The sequence below is a fragment of the Segatella bryantii genome (genome assembly GCF_022024215.1).
In the GTDB taxonomy this organism is placed as follows: domain Bacteria; phylum Bacteroidota; class Bacteroidia; order Bacteroidales; family Bacteroidaceae; genus Prevotella; species Prevotella bryantii.
This window is the reverse complement of sequence record NZ_CP091798.1, coordinates 758,027-784,361: the sequence shown is the minus strand read 5'-3', so window position 1 is coordinate 784,361 and position 26,335 is coordinate 758,027. Positions and strand designations below refer to the sequence as shown.

The 26,335-nt window shown below is 36.1% G+C and carries 16 protein-coding genes, 2 tRNA genes and 1 pseudogene; 8 read left to right on the top strand and 11 right to left on the bottom strand.

The annotated features are described in order from the left end of the window. The first annotated feature begins 112 nt into the window (after positions 1–112). Positions 113–1,549: a glycoside hydrolase family 10 protein gene (locus L6471_RS07295; protein ID WP_237797632.1), complete on the top strand. Its 1,437-nt coding sequence runs from the start codon at positions 113–115 to the stop codon at positions 1,547–1,549. Here L6471_RS07295 and L6471_RS07290 read toward each other — a convergent pair. Further along, positions 1,536–3,116, bottom strand: a complete 1,581-nt coding sequence (locus tag L6471_RS07290; protein WP_237797631.1) for a vWA domain-containing protein — start codon at positions 3,114–3,116, stop codon at positions 1,536–1,538. The genes L6471_RS07295 and L6471_RS07290 overlap by 14 nt on opposite strands. A gap of 187 nt (positions 3,117–3,303) precedes the next feature. Beyond that, positions 3,304–4,230 (bottom strand): annotated as a pseudogene (locus tag L6471_RS07285) (AAA family ATPase); the annotation flags it as partial. Positions 4,231–4,383: 153 nt separating this feature from the next. On the opposite strand from L6471_RS07285, the gene L6471_RS07280 reads away from it, so the two are divergent. Together L6471_RS07280 and L6471_RS07275 are read left to right on the top strand one after the other, a co-directional pair. Then, entirely contained in the window at positions 4,384–4,860 is a 477-nt protein-coding gene (locus L6471_RS07280; protein ID WP_237797630.1) for a T9SS type A sorting domain-containing protein, read from the top strand. Next, a complete protein-coding gene (locus L6471_RS07275) occupies positions 4,857–7,112 on the top strand; it encodes a pectate lyase family protein (protein ID WP_237797629.1) in 2,256 nt (751 codons plus the stop codon). Before L6471_RS07280 ends, L6471_RS07275 begins: the two co-directional genes overlap by 4 nt. Before the next feature lie 319 nt (positions 7,113–7,431). On the opposite strand, the gene L6471_RS07270 is transcribed toward L6471_RS07275, so the two are convergent. The 4 genes from L6471_RS07270 to L6471_RS07255 form a co-directional block, all read right to left on the bottom strand. After that, positions 7,432–7,504, bottom strand: a tRNA-Lys gene (locus L6471_RS07270). 26 nt (positions 7,505–7,530) lie between these two features. After that, positions 7,531–7,603: transfer RNA gene (locus tag L6471_RS07265), tRNA-Lys, on the bottom strand. A 267-nt stretch (positions 7,604–7,870) separates the two neighbouring features. Continuing rightward, positions 7,871–8,191, bottom strand: a complete 321-nt coding sequence (locus L6471_RS07260) for a hypothetical protein (protein WP_143007197.1) — start codon at positions 8,189–8,191, stop codon at positions 7,871–7,873. Between the two features lie 91 nt (positions 8,192–8,282). Next, a complete protein-coding gene (locus L6471_RS07255) occupies positions 8,283–9,644 on the bottom strand; it encodes an NAD(P)-dependent oxidoreductase (protein ID WP_006282962.1) in 1,362 nt (453 codons plus the stop codon). A 225-nt stretch (positions 9,645–9,869) separates the two neighbouring features. Between L6471_RS07255 and L6471_RS07250 the strand changes: the two genes are divergently transcribed. Then, positions 9,870–14,006: a hybrid sensor histidine kinase/response regulator transcription factor gene (locus L6471_RS07250; protein WP_237797628.1), complete on the top strand. Its 4,137-nt coding sequence runs from the start codon at positions 9,870–9,872 to the stop codon at positions 14,004–14,006. Positions 14,007–14,385: 379 nt separating this feature from the next. Here L6471_RS07250 and L6471_RS07245 read toward each other — a convergent pair whose 3' ends face one another. Both L6471_RS07245 and L6471_RS07240 read right to left on the bottom strand, forming a co-directional pair. Further along, positions 14,386–15,249: an N-acetylmuramoyl-L-alanine amidase-like domain-containing protein gene (locus L6471_RS07245; RefSeq protein WP_237797627.1), complete on the bottom strand. Its 864-nt coding sequence runs from the start codon at positions 15,247–15,249 to the stop codon at positions 14,386–14,388. A gap of 47 nt (positions 15,250–15,296) precedes the next feature. Next, complete coding sequence (locus L6471_RS07240) at positions 15,297–16,280, bottom strand: Gfo/Idh/MocA family protein (RefSeq protein ID WP_074548389.1); 984 nt, start codon at positions 16,278–16,280, stop codon at positions 15,297–15,299. 67 nt (positions 16,281–16,347) lie between these two features. Here L6471_RS07240 and yihA point away from each other — a divergent pair, with 67 nt between their 5' ends. The 3 genes from yihA (at position 16,348) to rho (ending at position 20,890) form a co-directional block, all read left to right on the top strand. Continuing rightward, positions 16,348–16,950 carry a ribosome biogenesis GTP-binding protein YihA/YsxC gene (gene yihA, locus L6471_RS07235; protein ID WP_006282966.1) on the top strand — a complete coding sequence of 201 codons (603 nt, stop codon included), beginning with the start codon at positions 16,348–16,350 and terminating at the stop codon, positions 16,948–16,950. Positions 16,951–16,952: 2 nt separating this feature from the next. Continuing rightward, entirely contained in the window at positions 16,953–18,734 is a 1,782-nt protein-coding gene (locus L6471_RS07230; RefSeq protein WP_006282967.1) for an ABC-F family ATP-binding cassette domain-containing protein, read from the top strand. Positions 18,735–18,880: 146 nt separating this feature from the next. Next, complete coding sequence (gene rho / locus L6471_RS07225; protein ID WP_237797626.1) at positions 18,881–20,890, top strand: transcription termination factor Rho; 2,010 nt, start codon at positions 18,881–18,883, stop codon at positions 20,888–20,890. A gap of 68 nt (positions 20,891–20,958) precedes the next feature. Here rho and L6471_RS07220 read toward each other — a convergent pair whose 3' ends face one another. Continuing rightward, positions 20,959–23,160 (bottom strand): tetratricopeptide repeat protein, encoded by a 2,202-nt coding sequence (locus tag L6471_RS07220; RefSeq protein WP_237797625.1) that lies wholly within the window; start codon positions 23,158–23,160, stop codon positions 20,959–20,961. A gap of 2 nt (positions 23,161–23,162) precedes the next feature. Beyond that, positions 23,163–24,068 carry an ABC transporter substrate-binding protein gene (locus L6471_RS07215; RefSeq protein ID WP_006282970.1) on the bottom strand — a complete coding sequence of 302 codons (906 nt, stop codon included), beginning with the start codon at positions 24,066–24,068 and terminating at the stop codon, positions 23,163–23,165. A gap of 61 nt (positions 24,069–24,129) precedes the next feature. Between L6471_RS07215 and radA the strand changes: the two genes are divergently transcribed. Then, on the top strand, positions 24,130–25,551 hold the full coding sequence (gene radA / locus L6471_RS07210) for a DNA repair protein RadA (RefSeq protein ID WP_006282971.1): 1,422 nt from the start codon (positions 24,130–24,132) through the stop codon (positions 25,549–25,551). Here the strand turns inward: radA and queC are convergent, their stop codons facing one another. Continuing rightward, on the bottom strand, positions 25,552–26,205 hold the full coding sequence (queC, locus tag L6471_RS07205; RefSeq protein ID WP_006282972.1) for a 7-cyano-7-deazaguanine synthase QueC: 654 nt from the start codon (positions 26,203–26,205) through the stop codon (positions 25,552–25,554). It lies immediately after the preceding gene. Between the last annotated feature and the right edge of the window lie 130 nt (positions 26,206–26,335).

Sequence of the window (26,335 nt, the reverse complement as noted above, 5' to 3'; positions counted from 1 at the left end):
AATTAGCCAAATAATAATAATTTACTATCCCGTAATCTTTCAAGAAGAAATAATCATTTTTACATATAATAATTATTTTGTACCTTTGCTTTCAAAATTTACAAATAAGAACATGAAACATCATTTGCTATTGCTAATTTTGGCATATATCTATATTCCATCTTGGGGACAAAATCAAAGTATCTACTATAATAGTTACAAAGAAAAAAACGAAGATACTAATTATTTTAACACAAATATCCCTAAACGAGAAGTTCGTGCCGTATGGCTCACCACTATCGGCGGATTAGACTGGCCTCACTCCTATTCTCAATCAGAACGATCTGCACAAAAACAAAAGACCGAACTCTGCCACTTACTTGATTTATATCAGCAAGCCGGTATAAACACCATTTTGATTCAGACCCGAGTAAGAGGTACCATGATCTATCCCTCAGCGTATGAACCTTGGGATGGATGTCTTTCCGGATTTCCTGGTAAATCTCCAGGATACGATGCCCTTGCCTTCGCTATTGACGAATGCCACAAAAGGGGAATGGAATTACACGCATGGATTGTAACTATACCTGTTGGTAAATGGAATAGTCTTGGGTGTATAACATTAAGGAAAAAATTTGGAAACCTCATCAAAAAGATTGGTATTGATGGCTACATGAACCCAGAAGATGCTAGAACTGGCGACTACCTGGCTAAGATTTGTGCGGAAATAACGCAAAATTATGATATCGATGGTATCCATCTTGACTATATACGATATCCTGAAGACTGGAAACTCAAAGTCAACAAAGAGCAAGGAAGAGCCTATATTACTTCTATTGTAAGCAAAATAAACAAAGCTGTAAAGCCTATTAAACCATGGATAAAAATTAGTTGCTCACCAATAGGAAAATACAACGACTTACCACGTAATTGGGCTCATGGATGGAATGCTTACGAGAGGGTATGTCAAGATGCACAAGGTTGGCTTCGTGATGGTTTAATGGACGAACTATTCCCGATGATGTATTTCAAGGGAAATAATTTCTATCCTTTTGCCATAGACTGGAAAGAAAATGATAATGGACGAATTATAGCACCTGGACTAGGTATATATTTTTTGTCTCCTAAAGAAAAGAACTGGCCTATAGAAGAAATTACAAGAGAAATGCAAGTTATTCGACAACTTGGCATGGGACATACGTTCTTTAGAGGAAAATTTTTCACAGACAACACAAAAGGCATCTACGAATATACTAAGAATTTCAATGCCTATCCAGCTTTAGTACCTGCCATGACTTGGGAAAAGAAAGTGCCTACTGATACCTTGTATAATATATACGCTTCTAACCAATATCCAGTGAATACCGCTGATGCTCGAAATCTAGTGATTGGAAGAATTCCTAAAAAAGAACTAAATCACTATCTTCAAAAAGTATCATCTTACCATTATGCTATTACTCGCATGGATAGGTTCGGTAATGAGACACCATGGATTGAAAAAAAGTCTTATGCAATAGAAGCTCAGCAAAAGCTAGACATCGTTAAAAGGAAGATATTCAATATCTTCTAATTTGGCGATACCGAATAGTATAAATCTTATGAAATAAGTGTTCCCACTCATTTTCATGTTTTTCATCTGAAGAGATTATTCGAAGTCCATAAAACTTGGTTCCTGTCTTTTTATACTCTTCCCATTTTTTAAAATATCGAGTTTGCTCTGGCATAGGAATTAAGAAGTCGGTAATCCAAAGCACATCTGCATTTATATAGGCCTTACCATCATTGTCCAAAAGTTCCATCATGGTATCAAGCATTAATTTGGCACTAGTACCCCCACCGATAAAAGGAAGTCCTTCTTTTCGATTTCGCTCTTGAACACTCATGCGCTTATTTCTATCAGATAATCCTATTTTTTGCAACCGCTGTTGATGCAATTGCTCTAATAAATCTACAGGATGAACACTTACGGAAAAATCGATAAGAAAACAGTCTCTCTGAAGCTTTTCTGCAGAATCTTCTAACAAAGATATAAGAGAAGACTCAATACGCTCAGGCATACCATACATACTTGCAGACGTATCAATACACACGATCATAGGTCCCTTACGAGTAGCATGCACAAAACCTAATTTTCTAGAAGGTTTTGTTATTTCCGACTTATAACGTAATGTCTGCAACCCTTTCGTGAGATACTTGTAAATAAAAGCATCGCCCAAAAGCTCATCACCATACTGTGCCAATTCTGCAGGTAAGAGGGCATTAAGATCATTACCAATAGTTACTCCCTCGATATCACTTCCAGAAGAATGTTCTATCTTCATGGAATATCCAGCTGCTACAGTTAATCTTTCTCGACCTGAAGCATCTTCTATCCGGCCCATACAACTTACAATCTCTCCGATTTCTGGATATCTGTCCTGAAGACGGATCTCACGCAATTTACGTTCAAATTCCGTTTCTGTCCATGTACCTTCCATCTGATCAAAAGCCTGAGAAGCTTCTGCCTCACTAATATTTTTCTCACGAATATGCTGAGTCATCTGATCCATCAATAATCGAAGATTAGTTTCAAAACCAGCCTTACGAGCTTTGATATGATTCTCGACTATACGACGATGCCCATGATTCAAGGATTCCCGCCAATCTCTTACTAATAATTCCCAATTTAAAAGATTAGCAGCACCCTCTAACTCATTATCTTTTTCTTGCGAAAAAAGTCGAATAAAAAAATCTTTATCAAAACCATCATCATGGTGGTTCCGATCTATTTCATGAAGTAATTCCATCCATGTTTCACGATCCCGACGCTTAGCTTCCCCCCATTCCAACACTTTTTTCATCTTATTTTGTTCTGTCCAAGAACGCATATTTTGGAACTTCAGGTAATGGATATTATCAACTATAAATTTACCTACTTCTGTATAAAACAACTTTCCCCTTATTCGGCTGTTTCTAACCTGAGCTTGATAATGTGAATCAGCCATGAGTTCATACAAATAATCCATCAAAGCATCATCCAAATGAATCCATGGTTGTTCCACTGCCTCAACTTTTTTACGATCAGGAATAACGCCTTGCTGACAATATGCCTGTAAAACATAGAGATAACGACTACTTTCAACTAAATCTTTATTCATAAAGCTTGGACGTATCCTGACGGGTAAAAGCTAATTCTTTATAAAAATCCTTCAAATACTCTTTAATCCTAATCTTATCAGAATTTCCAATAAAAATATTGTTTTGGATAGACTGATCACGATTTTGTAATTGATCAGCAATTGCTTCAATTTCACTTACATAATCACGATTACAATGGTGATAAAGAATATCTTTAGCCAAATCATCTTTAAGAGTAGCCAACTGCTGTGCTAAATTTAAGAATAATGTACGAATTACAATATTTCTAACTTCATCACGCTCTTCAGGTTCCTGCCATAAGCAATGATAAATAGGAAAAATATCTACTATCTGTACCTCGTCACGATCTTGCAACATCGCAGATGTCCTTAACAATTTAACGATTTGCTTCCATCTTCGATCGCTTACATAAATACGACGACGTTCATCAGCAGGGTCTATATTTACAGCGCGAAGCTGCTTACGTATCTGCAAAATAAGCGACATCGCTTCATGAGAGATGGAAATATCAGAAAGTTTACTTTGCCATTCTTGATATTGAGCATTAGTTATCTTCCATTTCTCGCTAACTTCGCACTCGCGATCTTCCCCTATAAGCATCTGCTCAAAATTACGCTCGTCGCGGATAGGAGTACTCTCTAAGCGGATAACAAAGCGATCCCATAATGCCTCTAGACCTTCGCCCTTTGCAGGTAATTCATTACTTGCAGCAATTAATAATTTAAGAGGAAGTTGATATTCCTGAGTACCATTACGAAATATTTTTTCATTAACAACTGTCAAGAGCGTATTCTGAATAGCAGGGCCAGCCTTCCATATTTCATCCAAAAATACAACATCAGACGTAGGAAGATAACCATCAACAGATCGCTCATAAACACCATCCTGCTTGAGACGAGATATACTCACAGGACCAAAGATTTCATCGGGGGTAGAGAAACGAGACATCAAGTATTCAAAACTCCTTGCTCCAAGAAATGCAAGTTTCAAACGACGTGCCACCATACTTTTTGCAACACCAGGAGGTCCTAGTAAAAGGATACTTTCTCCAGCGACGGCTGCCAACAATGAAAGAGATATCTCTTGCTGCTTTTCGTATATTCCTTGATTCATCTCCCGAAGAAGATTTTCTATTTGTTCCTTCATAATCTGCAAAGTTACATATTTTTTTATGTCTTAACCTACCTTTTTCTTTTAATAATTTGGATAAACCAATGCCTTTATATATTTTTGCAAATAAACTTAATGAAAAACAAACTATTAAACATGAAAAAAAACCTAAAATTGTATAGATTGCCATTGTTTGCTGCGTTAGTTTTTAGCATTGGAACATCCAACGCATGGGCAGCCAATGACACAAATCCGACAGTAACCATCAACGGAATTCAAGTAGAAGAAACATTAAGTAAAATAACATTTGATGGAGACCATGTTATTTTACATTTTAATGCTAACGACAGCCAGCAAAGCGAAGATATGGAAGATGTCACAATAACCTGGAACCAAACTGCTGGTATAAGCTCTATAAAGACTTATCAAAACCTCTCAAATATCACCGGAAACACTCTTAACTTGCAAGGTATAGTACCTGGTGAACGCATCGAACTTTTTGATACATCCGGAAAAAAATGCTTTCAAACCAGAGTTTCTTCAGAAAGTATAACTCTCCCTTTAGAGCATCTAACAAAAGGTATCTATATCATTAAAGCTGGTCACACATTTATAAAATTCCAAAAAAAATGAAATACTCTTATATACTATTCTCGACACTTCTTGTATCACAATCGGCTTTAAGCCAAAATGAAGTAAATATTACTCTTCAAAATGGTAAAATCGACAATTTTCAAACGGCTAACCTCAATAGTATTGAATTCAACCAAGATCAAATAACAGTTAATCCAATAAACGGCAATACAATAACCTATGACGGAAATGTAAGCCATATTAAATTCAAGAAGATTGCTGAAGGAAATATCACAATCAGTGAAGCAAAGGGATGGCTTGAATCTGCTTATGCAGAATGGGCCATTATGAAAGGAGCAGAAAGCTACAATGTATATATAAAAGGTGGAAACATCAACGAATATAAACAAATTGATAATGAACTTGTACGTCAATATACCGATTATGTTCGAGCTGATGTGGTTGGACTTCAAGCAGGAGATTATCAACTACGCATCGTACCTGTTATCAATGGTAAAGAAGTAGAAAACAAAGCTAGCGAAACAGACGTATTGACAGTAAAGGAATATACTCGTTCTGGATTTGCACACCTAAATTATTCAGGAGTAGGCGCCTACAAAGATGATGGTACGCTTAAAGAAAATGCCGTCGTTGTATATGTAAATGCTAACAATGCAAAAACTGTTACTGCTAATTTAAGTTCTGGTACTTTTACTGGACTGCAGTCTATCCTATCTGCCCTTGAAAAGGGTAATGTTACTAATCCGGTAGCTATTCGTATCATTGGTTGTATTAAGGATGGACAACTAGATTCATACGGAAGTAGCGAAGAAGGTGTTCAGATAAAAGGTAAAAAAGCTAACAGCGAGTTAAACCTAACTATCGAAGGTATAGGCGAAGATGCAACCATCAAAGGATTTGGTTTTTTAGTAAGAAATTCAAAAAGCGTAGAATTCCGAAACTTAGGAATTATGCGACAAATGGATGATGGTATTTCGCTTGATACAAATAACTCCAACATTTGGGTACACCATATTGATGTCTTCTATGGTAAAAGTGGTAGCGGAGACCATGCCAAGGGCGATGGATCCATTGATGTAAAGTCTGATTCAAAATATGTCACTATCGACAATTGTCACTTTTGGGATTCAGGAAAATCAAGTATGTGTGGTATGAAGAGTGAAACTGGGCCAAACTATATCACTTATCATCATAACTGGTTTGATCATAGCGATTCTCGACATGCTCGTATCAGAACCATGTCTGTACACATGTGGAATAATTATTTCGATGGTAACTCGAAATACGGTGTAGGTGTAACTACAGGAAGTGACGCTTTTGTGGAAGCAAACTATTTCCGCAATTGTAAATTCCCGATGCTGACATCTCTACAAGGCAATGATGTATATGATGGTTCTAGTTCCTATAAACTGGATAATGCTACTTTCTCTAATGAAACTGGCGGAAGTATCAAGAGTTATGGCAACAAGATTGTATGCACAAACAATACCGTGAGCTATTGGCCTTACGGAGCTTCAACATTACTCACTAAAGGAAAAGAGGTTACTGCAGAAAGTCTAAACATCGACACAAAAACTAACTTTGACGCTTATGAGGCAAGCAGTAGAGATGAGAAAGTTCCTGATATCGTTAAGGCACTAAGTGGCGAAGATACCTATAACAACTTTGATACAGATACATCACTTATGTACTCTTATACCCCTAACGCGGCTGAAGATGTACCATCTATCGTTACTGGATATTATGGAGCAGGACGCCTGAATCATGGTGATTTGCAATATACTTTTTCTGACTCCGAAGATACCAGCTCTGACGTAAACACAAGTTTGGCAAACCTGATTGACAATTATACGGGTCTTAGTGCTAACTCTGATCAACAACCATCAGCAAATACACAAGATGGTGATTCCACTTCAAATGATCAAACCGATCAAGATACAAATCAAGCAATAACAGAAAGTCTTATCTGTAGTTTTGATAAAACAGGTGTTCCTTCAAATCCATTATTTACGGTTATTGGCAATGGTTCAAATAGCAAAGGAACAGCTACCTATAACGGTACAACCTACTCTACTTGCTTAAAAATGGAAGGTAGCACGAGTATAAAGTTCACAACGACTAAAGAAATGGAACTGACGCTTGTTTTTGGAGACAACGAAACTGCATCATTCAAACTTAATGGAACCAGCTATACTGGCAACACAAGCATTTATAAAATAACAATAAGTCCAGATAGTTATGAAATCAAGAAAAAAGACTCTCGAAATCTTTTCTTGATTACATTAGAATAAGAGAGTTTTCCAAACACAATAAAATGTCTAAGTGCCAATTCCTTTTTCAAGAATTGGCACTTGCTGTTTTAGTCGATTAAGACTTTCTTACACAGAATAATAGAGAGGTTTCTCGGGGGCTTTATGCTTCCGGTCAAAACGACCGACACCTTAGGTTATCTCATGTGGTAACGGTTTTGCAGAAGCCTGGTAACGGTTTAGTAGCATATATATGAATTTTCGTACGCTCATATAGTTTTTTGCGAAACAACAAAAACTGCCGGAAAGCCCATATATACGAAAAAAGGCTGATGTATATAACCATCAGCCTTCTTCTATGTACACCCTTAGGGATTCGAACCCTAGACCCACTGATTAAGAGTCAGTTGCTCTACCAACTGAGCTAAGGGTGCATAAATTTCAGAAATTCCATACAATGTACACCCTTAGGGATTCGAACCCTAGACCCACTGATTAAGAGTCAGTTGCTCTACCAACTGAGCTAAGGGTGCATTGTTTCAACACTAGCAAGTAGTGTATTTCTGAATTGCGAGTGCAAAGGTACTACTTTTCTTCCATACTGCCAAACTTTTCAAAGACTTTTTTTGAATTATTTTTAGAGCGTTTTTCTATATCATACATAAATATCACTAAATCAACCACTTATAGCATTTATCAAAAATTAGAAAAAAAAAAAACGAGCTAAATATACATTTATCACTTACACCATCCATATATAATTCATAAAACTATTTTTGCAAAGCAGTACTGAAATTAAATCATTTCATGATGTTTAGACTATTTACTTGTTGTTTTACCCGTTCTTCGTTAATCAGAAAAACTTTACCAAGAACACCCACAGAAGTACTTACTTCAGAACCACCAATAGTCATGCGCCCTACAGTACAAAAATAATAATCATCCACATACAACGAATGATCAACTGTAAAATCTATCATAGCATTATTCAACTGCTTTGAAGCACCAGTCCTCTTCATCAACCGTGATGACATTAATTGATGTAATTCTTCCTTTACTCGGTCACGATGAGCATATCCATCAGGAGCTGATATAATAAAAACAGCTAAAACTAAGCCCACGCAAATTGCTACAAAATAAAATTTCCTATCTTTCATAAAGCAAAGATAGGAAATTTTATAATAAATAACAAATATCTTAACGATACTTATATTAATCTTCAGATTCCTCAGCAGCATCAGCTTCCACTATCTTGGCAGCTTGCAACAATTTAATAGCATCAACATACTGCATCATACTCGCAGCGACCTCTTTAGCAGCCTTCATAGCCAAGACTACAGTTTGCGGACGATGAACAACATCACCACCAGCAAAAAGTCCTCTACGAGTGGTCATACCAAATGGGTAATCTACCACCTTCACATAACCTTTTTCGTCAACTTCAATACCCTCTGTAGTACTAACAATACGATTAGCAGGACGGCTACCTATAGCAAGATAAATACGATCAAAATTTTCTTCGCACTCACCTTCTGGAGTAACCAACTTACATTTTCCAAGACGACCATTAGGACCTGCAATAAATTCCGAGACAGAAGTTTCCCATTTAAACTTCACCCCTTCATTTACAGCTTCTTCATATTCACTTTGAATAGCAGGCATTTCCTCTTGTGTTCGTCTATACAACACCGTTACATCAGCTCCCAATCGAATGGCTGTACGTGCAGCATCCATAGCCACATTACCACCACCAATAACACCTACCTTCTCACCTGTTCGCAAAGGCACCATTTCACGACCAATAACGCCCTCATTATATGCATTTACATTGTGAAGAAAATCAGTACTCTGAGTTACACCCCGTAAAGTAGCACCAGGGGTATTATTCATATTTTGAGGTATTGCTGTACCTGTTCCCATAAAAATAGCATCAAAGCCCTGTTGGAAAAGGCTATCAACAGTAATACCATTTTCACCAACCAAAGTGTTACAAATAATATTCACACCCAAAGCTTCAATTTTAGCAATTTCAGCACGCACTACTTTCTTAGGCAAACGATATTCAGGTATACCAAACATCAATACTCCACCAGGCTCTTCTTGACCTTCAAAAATAGTCACAGAAAAGCCTTGACGTGCCATGTCACCAGCAACGGTAAGACCAGCAGGACCAGAACCGATAACAGCAATTTTTCCTCTATTTTTTTGAGGAAGTTTATCACGAGTAAGGTTCATCTTTGTATCAAAGTCTGCAATAAACTGTTCGAGCTTTCCTATTTGAATAGGATTGCCCTTTTTGTTCATTACGCAATGACCTTGACACTGCTTCTCATGAGGACAAACTCGTCCACAAATAGCAGGCAAATTACTCTTATTATTAATAATGCTCATGGCTGAACCTATATTTCCCATGGATAACTCATGAACAAAATCAGGAATATCATTACCTATAGGACACCCCTTTTTACACTGAGGTACCTTACAATGCAAACAACGTTTTGCCTCATCTATTGCTTCTCTGGTTGTAAACCCTTCATGTACTACTTGAAAGGCCTTATACTCTTCATTACTCATGCCTAAATATTTACCCTTTACCTTTTATCAAAGTAATCTAAACTTTGCAAAAATACATTATTCTTAATAGATATTGTATTATTTTCTTCTCAATTTAGCAACCTTTAACAAATTTACCCTTCAAAACATGGTCTAATTAGTACCAAATTAGAAAAAATGTTATTTTTATTTTCTTATTTCACATTTTTTTATTATATTTGGAAAATCAAACATTAAAATAGAACAATGATGAACACATTAACTCGTATCAAATATTTCGTAATGTTTCTGCTGTTAACATGTTCTGCGCAAAAAATAATAGCAGCTAATTACGATTATATTAATGTGAAACATATCGGACTTGAAGAAGGCCTTTCTAATGAATTTGTCAATGACATCACATTCGACAAACAAGGATTCACATGGGTTGCAACTGATTATGGACTAAATCACATCGTTGGAAGTCACATCTATATGTATAGATATAAGACTTCTCCTATCGTAAGCAGCATTATCAATAAGCTTTTTTACGATCATTACAACAATTTATTATATTGTGTATCCAGCAAACGAGGGATAAGCATTATTAATTGTATTACTCAAAAATTTGATACTTTAACCACAAACAATGGACTCCGAACAAATGGAGCAACGAGCATAGCAGGTGCCGGAAAAGGACGAATTTGGATAGCCTGCGACAATGGAGATATTTGCATGTATGATGCAGCCACTAAAAAAACTTCACTCATGAAAATTAATTCCTTCAAAAAAGGACTTGCCAAACCAACATCTATTCTCGATGATGGTAATGGGCATCTTCTTGTCGGAACTTGGCGCTCAGGTCTCTATTCTGTAGATCAAAGAACAAAAAATACACGCCACTATTTAGCTAACCAGTCTGTTAGAGACGTTTTCATAGATCACTTACACAATGTTTGGGTTGCCACATCAAATGGCTTATTCCTTGTTAATTTGAATGATGGTAGTTACATACAATACACTTTCACTGGAAATGATTTTGGCTTGATGAGTAATAATGTACATCAAGTTAGAGAAACTAAAGAACACAAATTGGTCATTACGACTGACTATGGTGGTAATATTATCGACCTGAATGTATATACCAGCCCACAGCTACAACAGATTAAATTTGAAAATATTAGTAATATTGTCGGTAAATTATCTTCACCAAACTTACGAGTTGTACGAATAGACCAATATGGAAACATTTGGGCCGGACATAAAGGTGGAGGTATAGATTTTATATCTAAGCTAGCCTCTCCATTCCACATTCTCAACAGAAACTCTGAGGATAAAAATAATAATAAGCTGTACAATCCGGTATATGGCTTAAAAGGGTTCCCAGATGGCAGTATTTTTGTAGGAAGACAAAACGAATTTTCACTTTATAAGAATTTAAAAGAGGTAAAAACTTGGAATATTTTACCTTACATCAATGGAAATCTTACTCAAGTTATATGCTTTCAAAAGGATAATAATGGTAGAATTTGGATTGGACTTCGTGAAGAAGGTGCTCTTGTCATGGATGCGAAAACGGGAACTTTTTTACCTCGTATTCCTGAATTAAGCCATTGCGACGTTAAAGACTTCTTCACAGAAAAAGACGGTTCTATGCTTATAGCGACTAGTAATGGAATATACTCCGTTAAAGGCAATACCTGCAGACCGCTAAAAGCTATCAACAGCCAGCTTAACACAACTTCCACAAGTGCAATCATACGAGACCATCAAGGCAAGCTCTGGGTAGGAACCACTTCTGGAGGTTTTACCGTTTTTGATCAAAATAACAGAATAATCATATCTAGAAACACAGGAAATAATTTCGCTACCGGTGTAAACCAGTTCTTACTAAACAAAAAAGGGGGGATCTGGATTGCTTCAACCTATGGTCTATTAGAAATAAAAGATACTAAATATCCTCATCGTATCATCCGATATGGATTACCTGACGAAAACGGTGATAATAATTTCAGGAGTATCCAAGAAGATGCCAATGGCAATTTATGGGGCTGTACATACGATGACATTATTTGTCATAATAAACAAACTAGTACAATCACCTTTTATGGGTCACATAATGGATTACCTAAGGGAGACTTTATGGAAAAAGCTGTTGCTTTCACTCCCGATGGCACTCTATTCTTTGGCTTTACTAAAGGGGCTTGCTATTTTAAAATAAAAGAAACAAAGCGTAAAATGAATATATCGCCTATCGTTATCGATGGTATTATAGGATTTACCCCAAAAGAAGAAGGCAAATATATTTTAGGTCACGACCAAAATACTTTCTCTGTTCGTTTTAGCGTTAACAACTATGCACAAATTGAATTTGTAGAATATGAATATAGAATGCTTGGTCTAAGCAAAGACTGGATCGCTATTAATAATGCTGATGATGTTTCTTTTCTAGAACTCAAACCTGGCACGTACACTTTCCAGGTAAGAGCAAAACTCAAAAGTGACACTTGGGATAAAGCCAAGGTTAGCGAAATTGAAATCACGATTAATTCACCATGGTATTGGTGCTGGTGGTCTATATTATTATATGCTTTACTAGCAGGTACCGTTATCGGCTATGCCGTATGGAGTTATTATCATCACTTATATTTAAAAGCTGGCTTAAGTCTAGAAAAACAGAAAAATGAAAGTAGAGAGCAAGAAATAAAAGACAGAATGCGTTTCTTCACCTCTATTACTAATGAATTGAGAACTCCGCTAAGTCTCGTTATGAGCAGATTGGAAGACTTGAAAAATGATAAAGAACTTTCCAACAATTTAAAAGAAAAAATCGAATCAATTCATAATAGCAGCATGCGCTTGCTCAACTTGATCAACCAGTTACTCGAATTCCGAAAAACTGAAAATAAAATTCGAGAATTAATTGTGAAATATGGCAGTATAAACAAGCTTATTGCTGATCTTGGCGAAAAATACAAAAAAGCCAATAAGAATTCTAAAGTAGAATTCATTATTGACATAGATAGCAATTGTCCTGATATATGGTATGACAGAAATGCGATCACGACTATCGTAGAGAACTTACTTTCTAACGCTGTCAAATATACATCTAAGGGACATATCACTCTTTCTCTTAAAGTAGATAATGATAAATTAAAATTAAACATATCAGATACAGGTTTCGGCATTGATAAAGAATCTCTTCCACATATTTTCGAAAGATTCTACATGGTAAATGGCAAGCATCAATCAAAAGGTACAGGTGTGGGGCTTTCCTTGGTAAAGAATTTGGCTGATTTGCACCAAGTTACTATTGATGTAACAAGTGAGATCGGTAAGGGTACATCTTTCACTCTTTCGTTCAATATTAATGCAACTTATCCAAATGCCCTTCATGAGGAGCCTGAGGTAAAGACGTTTACACCGATCAAGGATGATACGACGAATGCTGAATTCGCAAATAATTCTGTAACAATTCAGGACTCACCACAAGATTATCCTAATAATAAGAATGAGAAATCACTATTGGTAGTTGAAGACAATGCCGATATTCGTCAATATGTTGCAGACATCTTCAGCGATAACTTTACCATTTACCAAGGTGTAAATGGTAAGGAAGGCTTGGAATTAGCTGTTACTAAAACTCCTAGCCTCATCATTAGCGATATCATGATGCCTGTCATGGATGGCATAGAAATGACTCGTCTCATAAAGAGCGATATTCGTACTAGCCACATTCCTGTAGTCTTATTAACGGCAAAAGACACGATAGAGGATCAAGCTAAAGGTTACGAAATTGGAGCTGATTCATATCTAACCAAACCGTTTAGTGGTAAACTACTAAAAACCCGTGTTCTCAATATTTTCAAGGCTCACGAGCGTATGGTAGAATTGCTAACTTCTGACACAAGAAGCAGACGCTTTAATCAAGTAGATAATACAAAAGCCATAGAAGTATCTGCAGAAAATAATTCTAATTCCGAAGAATACCATAACAACACTTATAATGACAGTACTACAAATGGCAATATCGAGAAAAATGAAGACCAGATAATAGAATTAAGACTATCTCCTATAGACCAAGAGTTTATGGATAAATTTAATCAGATGATCAATGACAATATTGACAACTTAGATTTAGACATGAATTTCATGACAGACAAGATGTACATGAGTGAATCTACTTTGTACAGAAAAGTTAAGGGTTTGACCGATCTAACACCAAAAGAGTATGTCAGAAAAAAAAGAATACAGTATAGTATGGAATTGCTAGCTACAAGGAAATATAGTGCTAAAGATGCTGCTCATATGGCAGGATTTAACAATATAGGAAGTTTCCGAGATGCTTTCAAGAAAGAATATGGAAAAAATCCTTCTGATTTCTTGAAAGAAATAAATGGATAATAAGAAAGAGTTGCGCTTTGCGTAACTCTTTTCTTTTTTATTATACCTGTGACTAATGTTTTTTGATTTTAATTGACATGAACCGTCTTGTAATTTGTCGTTTTGCAAAACTGATAAATGCATGGCAAAACTATAGTGTTTATGGGTTAAAAACATGATGTTTATACTGCGAAAGTATAGTGTTTACCAGCCTAAGTGTAAGCTTTCCCCTCTTTGGCTATAGAATTGCTGGATGTGAGGATAAAGCGTCATAATAGTATACAAGAAAATACCCTGTACTACCTATAGAAGTCAACAACAGATTTATAATTATCGTCGTAACCGAATTCTATGTATCGAATATCATTCTATACTCTATTTTAAAGTACTATTATTTGAGTCATTTATATAAAGGTCTAACCACGCGAACACCAATTTGTGATGGATGTTTTTGCATATATTTAAACAAAGTCATCGGTTCTTCTATCACTTTTTTATGAACACTTGAAGCATTCAGCATATGTAATCCATCTTTATGCCAACTGGCAATACCAATATGCGATGTATCAAGTCCCTTTTTATTCGTAATCATAACTAATATATCTCCATCATGAATCGTCCTTCTTAACAAAGAGGTATTAGAGATTTTCTCCTTTGGTATATATCGATAAACCTTGCCATTTATATCATTCTCCATCGTTTGAATACCATGAACCCAAGCAGGATGTGCTTTTAGCATTTTATACAAGCTAATATGAGTAGTCATATAATTTACATGAATCGTCTGTTTTGACGAAAATGGAGGAACAGGTCCTTGAACATCTTTTACCAAGCCTTGTATAACATTGTCATTTATCCAAGTAGTAAAATAATGCTGGCGCTTAACATAACTAATTTGACCATCAATATACCGGATATTCTTCATATATGACAGAAAATCATTCCAACTATATTTATGGTGAGAGGCACACTGACTTAAAGCAAGTACTTGCTCCACAAATGTAGTACAATCCAACTGTCTAAGATTAATTATAAGATTTTCCTGCTCACCATCATCAAGGACTCCACCTACATAGGGAACACCTTGCAGTTTTCTACCAAAATAGAGCATCCAGTTCACATTCTTCTCTTTATTCTTCTGAGCCTCTTTAAGAAGTCGAACGACTTGAATACTATCTGCTTGAGAATAAATAGTATGCTGAGCTTTCACAGGAGTACCCAAAAATCCAAGGCATAATCCGACCCAAATCAATAAACGCTTCATCTTACAACAAATGCCACATTAATCATCAAAAATCACTCACCACTCTTTTAATTTTTCCATAGGATACGATCAAGAACCCAATTAGCTGGAGTTGCAGAAACACTAGTACAACTACAATGACCTATTCCCTGCAAATCTTCAATAACACTACGAATTATTGGCAACTGAACATATGGTGGATTATCAACCGATATATTCTGTGTTCCATCACTTGTAATCAAACGAATAGGATCATAATGAAAAACAGAAAAAGAAAGGGTTCCTTTATCACCAATAACTTCGATACAATCCTCTTTCGCACTTTCATGACCAACAAAACACCAACTTCCACTTCCAGGGATTCCACTTTCAAAGAAGAAGCAAGCAGAGATTGTATCTTCAGGAGCATATAGGTGTGCGCGATTACTTGGATAACCATGAGCACGAGTTATAACACCAAATAAATCTTGTAACATATCGATCTGGTGTGGTGCTAAATCATAAAAATAGCCTCCTCCTGAAATATCAGGTTGTAGACGCCATGGTAACTCCTTCTCTGAAGAGTAGTCTAATTCTCTTGGCGGTACCGAAAAGCGTAGTTGAACGTTAAGAACATTACCAATACAACCATCATTTAGAAGTTGCTTTACCTTTTGAAAATAAGGAAGATACCTTCTATAATAAGCCACAAAACAAGGAACTCCTGTCTGTTCACTTACTCGATTAATACGAATACAATCTTCATAACTTGAAGCTAATGGTTTCTCAATATATACTGGTTTACCTGCATTCATAGACATAATAGCATACGTCGCATGAGACGATGGCGGTGTTGCTACATAAATAGCATTCACATCAGGATCGTCTATAAGTTCCTGTGCATCAGTATACCACTTTCGAATATGGTGTTTTTCTGCATAAGCACGAACCTTATTTTCATTACGTCCCATAACTGCCACAACTTGCGAACCTTCCACTTCATCAAAAGCTGGTCCTGATTTTTTTTCAGTTACTTCACCACAACCAATAAATCCCCATTTGATTTCTTTCATATTAAGCAATGTTTAGTGCAAAGATACTGTTTTTTTTTGTAACTTTGTAGCCTAAATTAGTAAAAACATGATTATCAAAAAATCAGAATTCACAATATCGGCTCCTACTGTCAGTAAGTGTCCGAAGGATAACAAGCCAGAGTATGCTTTTATAGGCAGATCTAATGTTGGAAAATCAAGTCTTATCAATATGCTCTGCAACCATAAAGGTTTGGCCAAGACATCAGCTACTCCTGGTAAGACTCTACTCATTAACCATTTTATTATCAATAATGAGTGGTATCTTGTAGACCTTCCGGGGTATGGATTTGCCAAGCGCTCGAAATCGGTTCAACAAAAGCTGGAGCAAATGATATCTTCCTATATATTACAACGACAGCAACTGTATAACGTATTTGTACTCATAGATGTACGTCACGAGCAACAGAAGATTGACCGAGAATTTGTAGACTGGTTAGGAAAAAGTCAAATACCATTTGCCATAGTTTTCACCAAAGCCGATAAACTAGGTCCTGTAAAAGCCAAAAAGAATGCGGAAGCATGGATGAAGCAATTACAAGACACTTGGGAAGATCTCCCCCCATATTTTATTACCAGTAGCGAAAAGAAACTTGGTAAAGAAGAAATTCTAGATTATATCGAACAATGGAATAAGACTCTTGCAAAGTAAATATGGCACAGAATATACCTTATCTTGACGTCCAAAATTTATCAAAGAGATTTGGAGCCGAAATTCTCTTTGAAAATATATCATTTTCCATCTCAGAGGGGCAAAAAGTTGGATTAATAGCCCAAAATGGAACAGGAAAGTCTACTCTTATCTCTGTTTTAACAGGCAAAGAAGGTTACGAAAGTGGAGATATAATATACCGCAGAGACCTGAGAATCGGTTGTCTGGAACAAGCCCCTGACTTTGATGAAAACGAAAGCGTCCTAGATGCATGCTTCAATCATCATGGCGATCCTGAAAAAGTTATTAAGGCTAAGCAAATTCTCACACAATTAAAGATTAAGAATTTAGACCAGCCTATGGGGCAACTAAGTGGTGGACAACAAAAACGAGTTGCCTTGGCTAATGTACTGATAACCGAACCAGATTTTCTAATCTTAGACGAACCTACTAACCATCTAGATTTAGATATGATAGAATGGTTGGAAGGATACCTTAACCGAGGAAATAAAACCCTCTTGATGGTTACTCATGACCGTTTCTTTCTGGATCGTGTTTGCGACATTATTCTAGAACTCGACAACAAACAGATTTATACATATAGAGGTAATTATAGTTATTATCTTGAAAAGCGACAGGCACGAATGGATAATCTCAGAGCTGAGATTCAACATTCCAAGAATTTATATCGCAGAGAACTTGAATGGATGAGACGGCAGCCTCAGGCCCGTGGTCATAAAGCACGATATCGCGAAGAAGCATTTTATGATTTAGAAGCAAAAGCCAAACAGCGAATTGAAGATCGACAAGTACGATTAAAAGCCAGCAACGTATATATAGGAAGTAAAATTTTTGAGTGTCAGTATGTTTCAAAAGCATGGGATAATACCGTCATTCTGAAAGACTTCTATTATAATTTTTCCCGATTCGAAAAAATGGGTATTGTCGGCAATAATGGTACAGGAAAGTCTACATTTATAAAAATGCTTCTTGGACTGGTACAGCCAGATAGCGGAAAATTTGATATTGGCGAAACTGTTCGTTTCGGATATTTTTCTCAGGAAGGATTAAAATTTGATGAAAATGATAAGGTTATCGATGTTATTACCAAGATAGCTGACTATATAGACCTTGGAGGTGGTCGACATATGACAGCTTCACAATTTCTACAATTTTTCCTTTTCACACCTGAAGAGCAATACAACTATGTATACAAACTAAGTGGAGGACAGAAAAGAAAACTTTACCTCTGCACGGTATTGATGAAAAATCCTAATTTCCTTGTACTTGACGAGCCTACCAACGATCTCGACATTCAGACTCTACAAGTTTTAGAGGAATATTTACAAGATTTCCCTGGTTGCGTAATTGTAGTAAGCCACGATCGATACTTTATGGATAAAGTAGTAGATCATCTCCTCGTTTTCAAAGGTGAAGGCGAAATCAAAGATTTTCCAGGCAACTATACTCAATATCGAGAATGGAGTGCCCTTAAATCAAAAGAAGAAAGCGAACAGGGAAAAAATACTGAGAAAAAGGAGAAAAAAGACTATCATCAACAGATAAAACGTAAACTTACCTACAAAGAAAAACAAGAGTTTGAGCAACTCAGTAAAGATATAGAATCGCTTGAAAAAGAACAGAAACAAATCGAGGAAGAACTCTGCTCTGGTAATTTAAGCATCGAGGAACTTACTGAAAAGAGTAAACGATTACCTCAAATCAAAGATATCTTAGATGAAAAAGGTATGAGGTGGCTTGAATTATCGGAATACAATGTATAATATACATTAATTTGTTAGGCAAAAAATTTGGATAAACCATTTTTTTTGCCTAACTTTGCGTCGTTAATTCAAAACAAGTATGCTTCCGTTCTGGAAGCATATAATTTCAAATTCAGAAATTCATCATACCATATTACATACTAAATATGTATAGTAAAGAAGAACTATTATCCAAAAGTAACGCTGAGTTACAGGGTATCGCTAGTGAACTTGGTGCACACTTTAAATCAAGAAGTACCAAGGAAGAATTAGCTTATGCTATCCTTGACCAACAAGCGGCAGAAGGTGCGAAAGCTCCTACCACTACTAAGCGAAAAAGAGTAAGAATCTCCGCTAAAAAAGAAGACAGAGTTTATTCGGTAACAGGAAAAGATGGAGAAAATTTTGATGTACTCAAAAACCAAGCTAAAGGACCTGTAGTACAAGAATCTTCTCTCTTCAAAGAAGATGACAAAAAACAAGAAGAAACTACAGCGTCAACCAAAAGACGTACACGAAAAACCGTAAAAGCCGTCCAAGAAGATCCTGTTTCTTCTGAACAGGAAACGGCTACCAATGAAAAAGTCGAAAATATAGAGACCTCCAAGGTATCAAGAGTAGCAGAAGCACTTAATGAAGCTTCTGATGTACTCCACTCAGAAGCACAAACTCAACCAGAAGAAATCTTACCAGACCTTGTACCTGAGGCAGCTTTTGAACCTAACGAACCAAAAGCTGGCGATGAAGACGATGAAAACAGCGCACTATTAGCAAAATTACAAGCAAAAATTCAAGCTCACAATGAAACAATGGAGCCTAAGAATATTGCAGAAAATAATGACGCAGCTGTACCTAATATGCCTCAAGCAAGTATGACTCAAGTTTGGGAAGGCGATCCTGGTGACGGTACTGACTTTATTACGGTTGTTGACATACCTATTGAAGATCAAGGGGCTGTTCCTAATTTCGACATGTTCGATCGCCCTACTACTCCAATGGCAACATCTGCATATCTACCAGTGAACAATCCTGTTGTAAACAAAGCTAAATATGATTTTGCAGACTTGATTACAGCAAATGGTGTACTCGAAGTAATGCCTGACGGATATGGTTTCTTACGCAGTAGCGATTACAATTACCTTTCATCTCCTGACGATGTATATGTAGCAGCAAACCAAATTAAACGTTATGGATTAAAAACTGGTGATGTAGTATTATGCCATGTACGACCACCTCATGATGGAGAGAAATATTTTCCTCTTACATCCATTGACAAAATCAATGGTAGAACACCTTCTGAAGTAAGAGACAGAATTCCATTTGAACATCTTACCCCTCTATTCCCTGATACTAAATTTGAACTGTGCGGAGATAGAGAAACAACAAACCTGAGCACACGAGTAGTTGATTTGTTCTCACCTATTGGTAAGGGACAACGTGCACTTATTGTAGCACAGCCAAAAACAGGTAAGACCATACTGATGAAGAGTATTGCTAATGCAATAGCTGCCAATCACCCAGAAGCCTATCTGATGATGCTTCTTATCGATGAACGTCCTGAGGAAGTTACTGACATGAAACGTACTGTGAACGCTGAAGTTGTAGCTTCAACTTTTGATGAACCAGCAGAACGACATGTCAAGATTGCCGGTATTGTTCTCGAGAAAGCAAAACGTATGGTAGAATGTGGACATGATGTTGTTATCTTCCTAGACTCTATTACTCGTCTCGCTAGAGCATACAACACAGTAAGTCCTGCTTCTGGTAAAGTACTTACTGGTGGTGTTGATGCAAATGCTCTCCAAAAACCAAAAAGATTCTTTGGAGCTGCCAGAAATATCGAAGGTGGAGGTTCTCTTACTATTATTGCAACGGCTCTCATCGATACAGGTAGTAAAATGGATGAGGTTATCTTTGAAGAATTCAAAGGTACCGGTAATATGGAGCTTCAACTTGACCGCTCACTTAGCAATAAACGTATCTTCCCTGCAGTTAATTTGGTTGCTTCAAGTACCCGTCGAGATGACTTGTTACAAGACAAGACTACACTTGACAGAATGTGGATATTACGCAAATACATATCAGATATGAACCCTATAGAAGCTATGAATTCCATTCATGATAGAATGGTTCACACACGTAATAATGAAGAGTTCTTATTGTCTATGAACGATTAAATCTAAAATAAATATCCTCAACAAAAAAGCCATTCTTTTTAGAATGGCTTTTTTGTTGAGGATATCATTTAAGCTAATAAATCACTCATTATATTCATATCTATATCTGTAACATGATTTAGATAAAGCAAGTTCTTATCTTTGTGAAAGATAGATAAGATTAACGATTTTCGCTTAGTTACCTTTTTCAATTCAAAATAAGACTTAAAAGACTGAATAGCCTCTGGCATTTTTCCCTGTATCCACAAACTATATCCCCTATTGATGAGGTCTTCCGCAGAAATTCCTGATTTATCAGCAACTAATGTATCATAATAAGATTGGGCTTGCTCTACCTTTTGTTGAAGCATCAGTCCCCAAGCCAACACACGCATTACTGTTGTATCTTCGGGATATTCAAAATTTAATTTAAATAATCGCTGTACACCCTCTTCTACATGCTCATTATAAAGAGAAGTTAAGCAGAAATAGATTTCATGACTCTTATTATTTGGATAATATTCAACTAACTTTTGAGAATAAGAATAAGCATCTTCATACTTTCCATTATTAAAACTATTACGAGCCAAACACTTTAATGTTTTTTCGGAATGCTCATCAATCTCCAAAGCTTTCTCAAATTTACTCGTTGCAAAAGGAAGATCTTGTATTTCATCTACCAATCCTGCAAGCATATAAAAATTGAACCTATCTGACTTCGAAAATTTTAAAGCATCAATATTATCCAACAATATTTCTGCATTTTTATATGATTTATTTTTATACAAAAATTTGGCTAAATCCAAATAACCCAGATATAGAGCATCTATCCCCCTAAAAACTCGGTGAATGATAAACAAATAATGTTTAAGACGACCATTATCTGAAAAAGGATTAACAAAGGAACTTGAAAAGCGATAGATTCGATAAAATCTAAAGAGGTCCTGTAAATAAGAACGACGTATAAAAGACGGAGCATTCTGATCTATATCCACAACACCTCCAGCCATAGAAGAAGAACTACCCAAAAGTTCTTTCATTTCAGCCGGTATCGTCCGTATAACACTAGATAGGGCTAACATAAAAGAATATTTATCGCTTGAGCAAAACGGATTTATTTCTAATATTCGAGAAAAGATCTGTTTATCTTTTGGATCCTTTATTAGACTAACAATCTCTGGATGTTCTGAATAAAAAGGCATAAACCAATTTGAAACCGTCTGGAAAAATGGAAAAGATTTCATCTTAGCAAAACCTCCAAAAAAGATATCACTTCCTTGCTTCTGCATATCCATCATTTTCCGAAAACTCGCTTCAGCCTTTTCTATTTTTTCTTCCTCTTCACCTGAATGCAATATATCATTCAATGTATCAGATTCCTTCTCAGAAATACCAAATCTTGTTATATTTAAATTACTATTTTGTGTAAGATTTGGCATAATATCAGTTTCTATTTTTTTGATATCGCTATCAACATTCATACAATAGAATATCTGCTTCTGCAAATCTATTATTTCTGAATAGGCATTATCATCAGTCAAATACAACTTTACCGTTTCGCTTATTTGATCATCATAGAACGTCTTTTCTACAGGTAAAGACAAAACCCATCCAACTAAAGATCTAGCATGAATATGTATATCCGAAGATAATGATGCTACCTTAATTAAGGTCTTGAACTTGAAGAAATCAAAAACATTTAGACAAGAGATTGTTATCGCACTAATAAGTAACTGAGCGTCTGCAGAATCAATAATCGGAGAAGTAAGAAGGTCTGAATAAAAAGAATATTCAGACTCACCCCACAAAGAGCTCACTAAGATTTGGTTAAATAACCCATCAAGGTCTTTTTGATGTTTCTGATAAACCAAACGGGACTTTTCCTCACGATTTCCTTCAGGTTCTAATCCTATCAAAGCTAAATCTGTTACAAAATTCTCCAAAGAATGCTTGATACTATCAAAATCAGAACTATAAAGCGAAGCGCGTGTAGCAGCATTTCTGTATACCTCAACCTCTGAGATGTTGATTTTAATTCGTATATTATCAATGAGACGGTCTAAACGATATAATAAAGAAGTATAAATATCCTCACGCTTCGGATCTTTAAAGCCTCGTCCTATAAAATCAAGCATTAAGTGGTAGTCGTGTTTGATATTATCAAATTCCTCCACAACTTCAGAAACCATATTAGCTTGAAGATAATTATCCAATTCTGCAAAACAACCACCGATGTCCTTACTCTTATAAAGCAACGACTTTATCAATTTTATTTTTTCAATATCAAACATGATTAATATCTATTTTCCGCAAACTTCAAATCCTTTCTTCGTGGCGAAGAAGCATAAGCAAAATGAAGCTTTGGCAAAGCATTTACTGTTTTATCATCTATGCCACAATATTTCTTTACCAAATATCCATAATGTTTTACACCATTCTTATTGATACTATCACAGGCCATATTATAAGCCTTAACAAATAGCTTCAACTGCTTTTGGCGTTTTACATCTTTCAGAGAATTTGAACGAAAAGCGAATACACCAAATTGCATATCTCGATCGCGTGTATCCATTAATACTGGATTTTGATAAAGACGAGCTTTTGTAGCTTGTGGCTCAGTCAAGAACATAGCATCCATTTCTTTGTTCAATAACATATCCAAACGGACGCCAACATCATTAACTTGAATACGATAAACTTCATATTTTGGTTTAACACTATCGATAGCCAAACTCGTAAGAAAATCTGTAACAGAATAGCGGGTCATAGCAACCATTTTATCCTCTAATTGCTTGATTTCAGTAATACGAGCCTTACGATTGCTTATCAATTGCCAATAAGCATTAGTAGCTATCGGATAATTTAGCAATACTCCTCGTTTACGAAGACGTTCTGCTCGAAACAAATCTGTAACAGAACCTTCTACTCGCTCATTAATTAAGGCTGTATCACAGTCCATCTGAGACTTAAAATACTTAAGATGAACACTGACACCTAAAGTATCAAACAATCGTTCTTCCTTGGCTATATATAAAGGAAGACAATCCAAAGTCGGCATAACACCAACCTTCAATGATGCTTTATCTATACTATCTAATCGAGCACGATCTTGCTTAGAGATTCTCTGCTTTTCTTGGTAAGACTGTCCACAAGAACTCACCAAGATAATTGCAATTAATAAAGGGAATATCTTTTTCATTAACTGCAAAAATACAAATAAATTTTGTTATCCAAAAATATATTAGTATTTTTGTTGAACTATGGCAAAGGATAAAATCGTATACGTTTGCAGTAACTGTGGACAAGAATCAGCAAAGTGGATTGGGAAATGCCCTAGTTGCAACCAATGGAACACTTTCAAACAAATAAGAATAACTGATAGTACTGGTAGTTCTGCGGCTAAAAGTGTTGCAATTCAAATGCGACATGGTGGAGCTGATATGCTTTTCGGAGCCAATACAGGTAGCGAAGAAAAGCCACGAAAGCTTACTGAAATCAAGGCTGAAGACGAGCCTAGACTAGATATGCACGATTCAGAATTCAATCGGGTTTTAGGTGGTGGAATGGTACCAGGTAGCATTACTCTTTTAGGGGGAGAGCCTGGAATAGGTAAGAGTACTTTAACTCTTCAAACTATTATCAACATGCCTGAACGAACGATCTTATATGTTAGTGGAGAGGAAAGTGCTCACCAAATAAAATTGCGTGCAGAAAGATTAAATAGAAACCACACAAATACCGAGCACATCAGTATTCTTTGTGAAACCAATCTTGAAAAAATTTTTCAACGCATTTCAGAATATAAACCCGACTTCATTATTATTGATTCTATTCAGACTATATCTACAGAAAACGTTGATAGCAGTCCTGGTAGTATCTCGCAAGTTAGAGAATGTGCTGCGGCCCTACTCAGGTTCGCTAAAACTAGCGGCATTCCTGTAATTTTAATTGGTCATATCAATAAAGAAGGAACTTTAGCTGGACCTAAAATATTAGAACATATTGTAGATACTGTTATACAATTTGAAGGCGATCAACATTATATGTATCGTATTCTTCGCAGTATTAAAAACAGATTTGGAAGCACATCAGAACTTGGTATATACGAAATGACACAGGGAGGATTACGTCAAGTAAATAATCCTTCTGAGCTTCTTCTAACTCAAGACCACCAAGGTCTTAGCGGCATAGCTATATCGTCGGCCATAGAGGGGGTACGCCCGTTTTTGGTTGAAACACAAGCCCTAGTTTCCAGTGCTGCATACGGTACTCCACAACGTATAGCTACCGGATTTGACCAAAGAAGACTTAACATGCTATTAGCTGTCCTCGAAAAAAGAGTCGGTTTCAAGCTCATGCAAAAAGATGTTTTTCTCAATATTGCAGGTGGACTTCGTGTTACAGACCTAGCTATGGATCTCAGCGTAATAGCAGCAGTTCTTAGTAGTAATGTAGACACCGCTATTGAATCTGGGTGGTGCATGTGTGGAGAAGTTGGTTTGAGTGGAGAAGTTCGTCCTGTAAACCGAATAGAACAAAGAATAGCTGAAGCTGAAAAATTAGGCTTCAGCCATATGATTATACCAAAATATAACCTAAAGGGTATAGATCCTCAAAAATTTGAAATAGAACTACACCCCGTACGAAAAGTCGAAGAGGCTCTTCGAGCTTTATTTGGCTAATTACTCTATGTATTCTGTAGGATCTTGTACACCTGCCAATTCGAAAGCCTCTTTTCGTTCTGTGCAGGTGCCACATTTCCCGCAATGTATATCACCACCCTTATAACAACTCCAAGTATCTTCATAATGAATACCTAAAGCAGAACCACGTTTTACAATATCAGCCTTGGTAATATTGGTATAAGGAGCTTCAATTCTAACATTTTCATATGTTCCAGCTTGAGCTGCATTGTCTATCGCTTGTATAAACTCTGGACGACAATCCGGATATATCGTATGGTCTCCACCATGATTAGCTATAAAAATTCTTTTTAAGCCGTGACTTTCCGCCAAACCAACAGCAATGCTTAACATGATTCCGTTTCTGAAAGGAACTACTGTTGATTTCATATTCTCTTCGTCATAATTTCCTTCAGGAATAGCATCACCACCTTCTAAAAGACTACTTTTAAAATATTGATGCATAAACTCCAAATTGATGGTAATATGCTTTATTCCTAAACGCTCGCAATGCATTTTGGCAAATGGAATCTCTTTGCTGTTATGATTAGACCCATAATCAAAACTAATACCTAAAGCAATCTCAGCTTGCTTTTCATATAATAATGTGATAGAATCCAATCCACCACTTACTACAATAACAGAATCTTTCATATCTAACTTTTTCCTTTTTCACTGCAAAGATACATCTTTTTGTAAACTCCACGTTACATATAGACAATTAAATTATTAAAATTTCATGAAATGTGACGATTTATTTTTTTTATTATATTAAAAGTGTTAT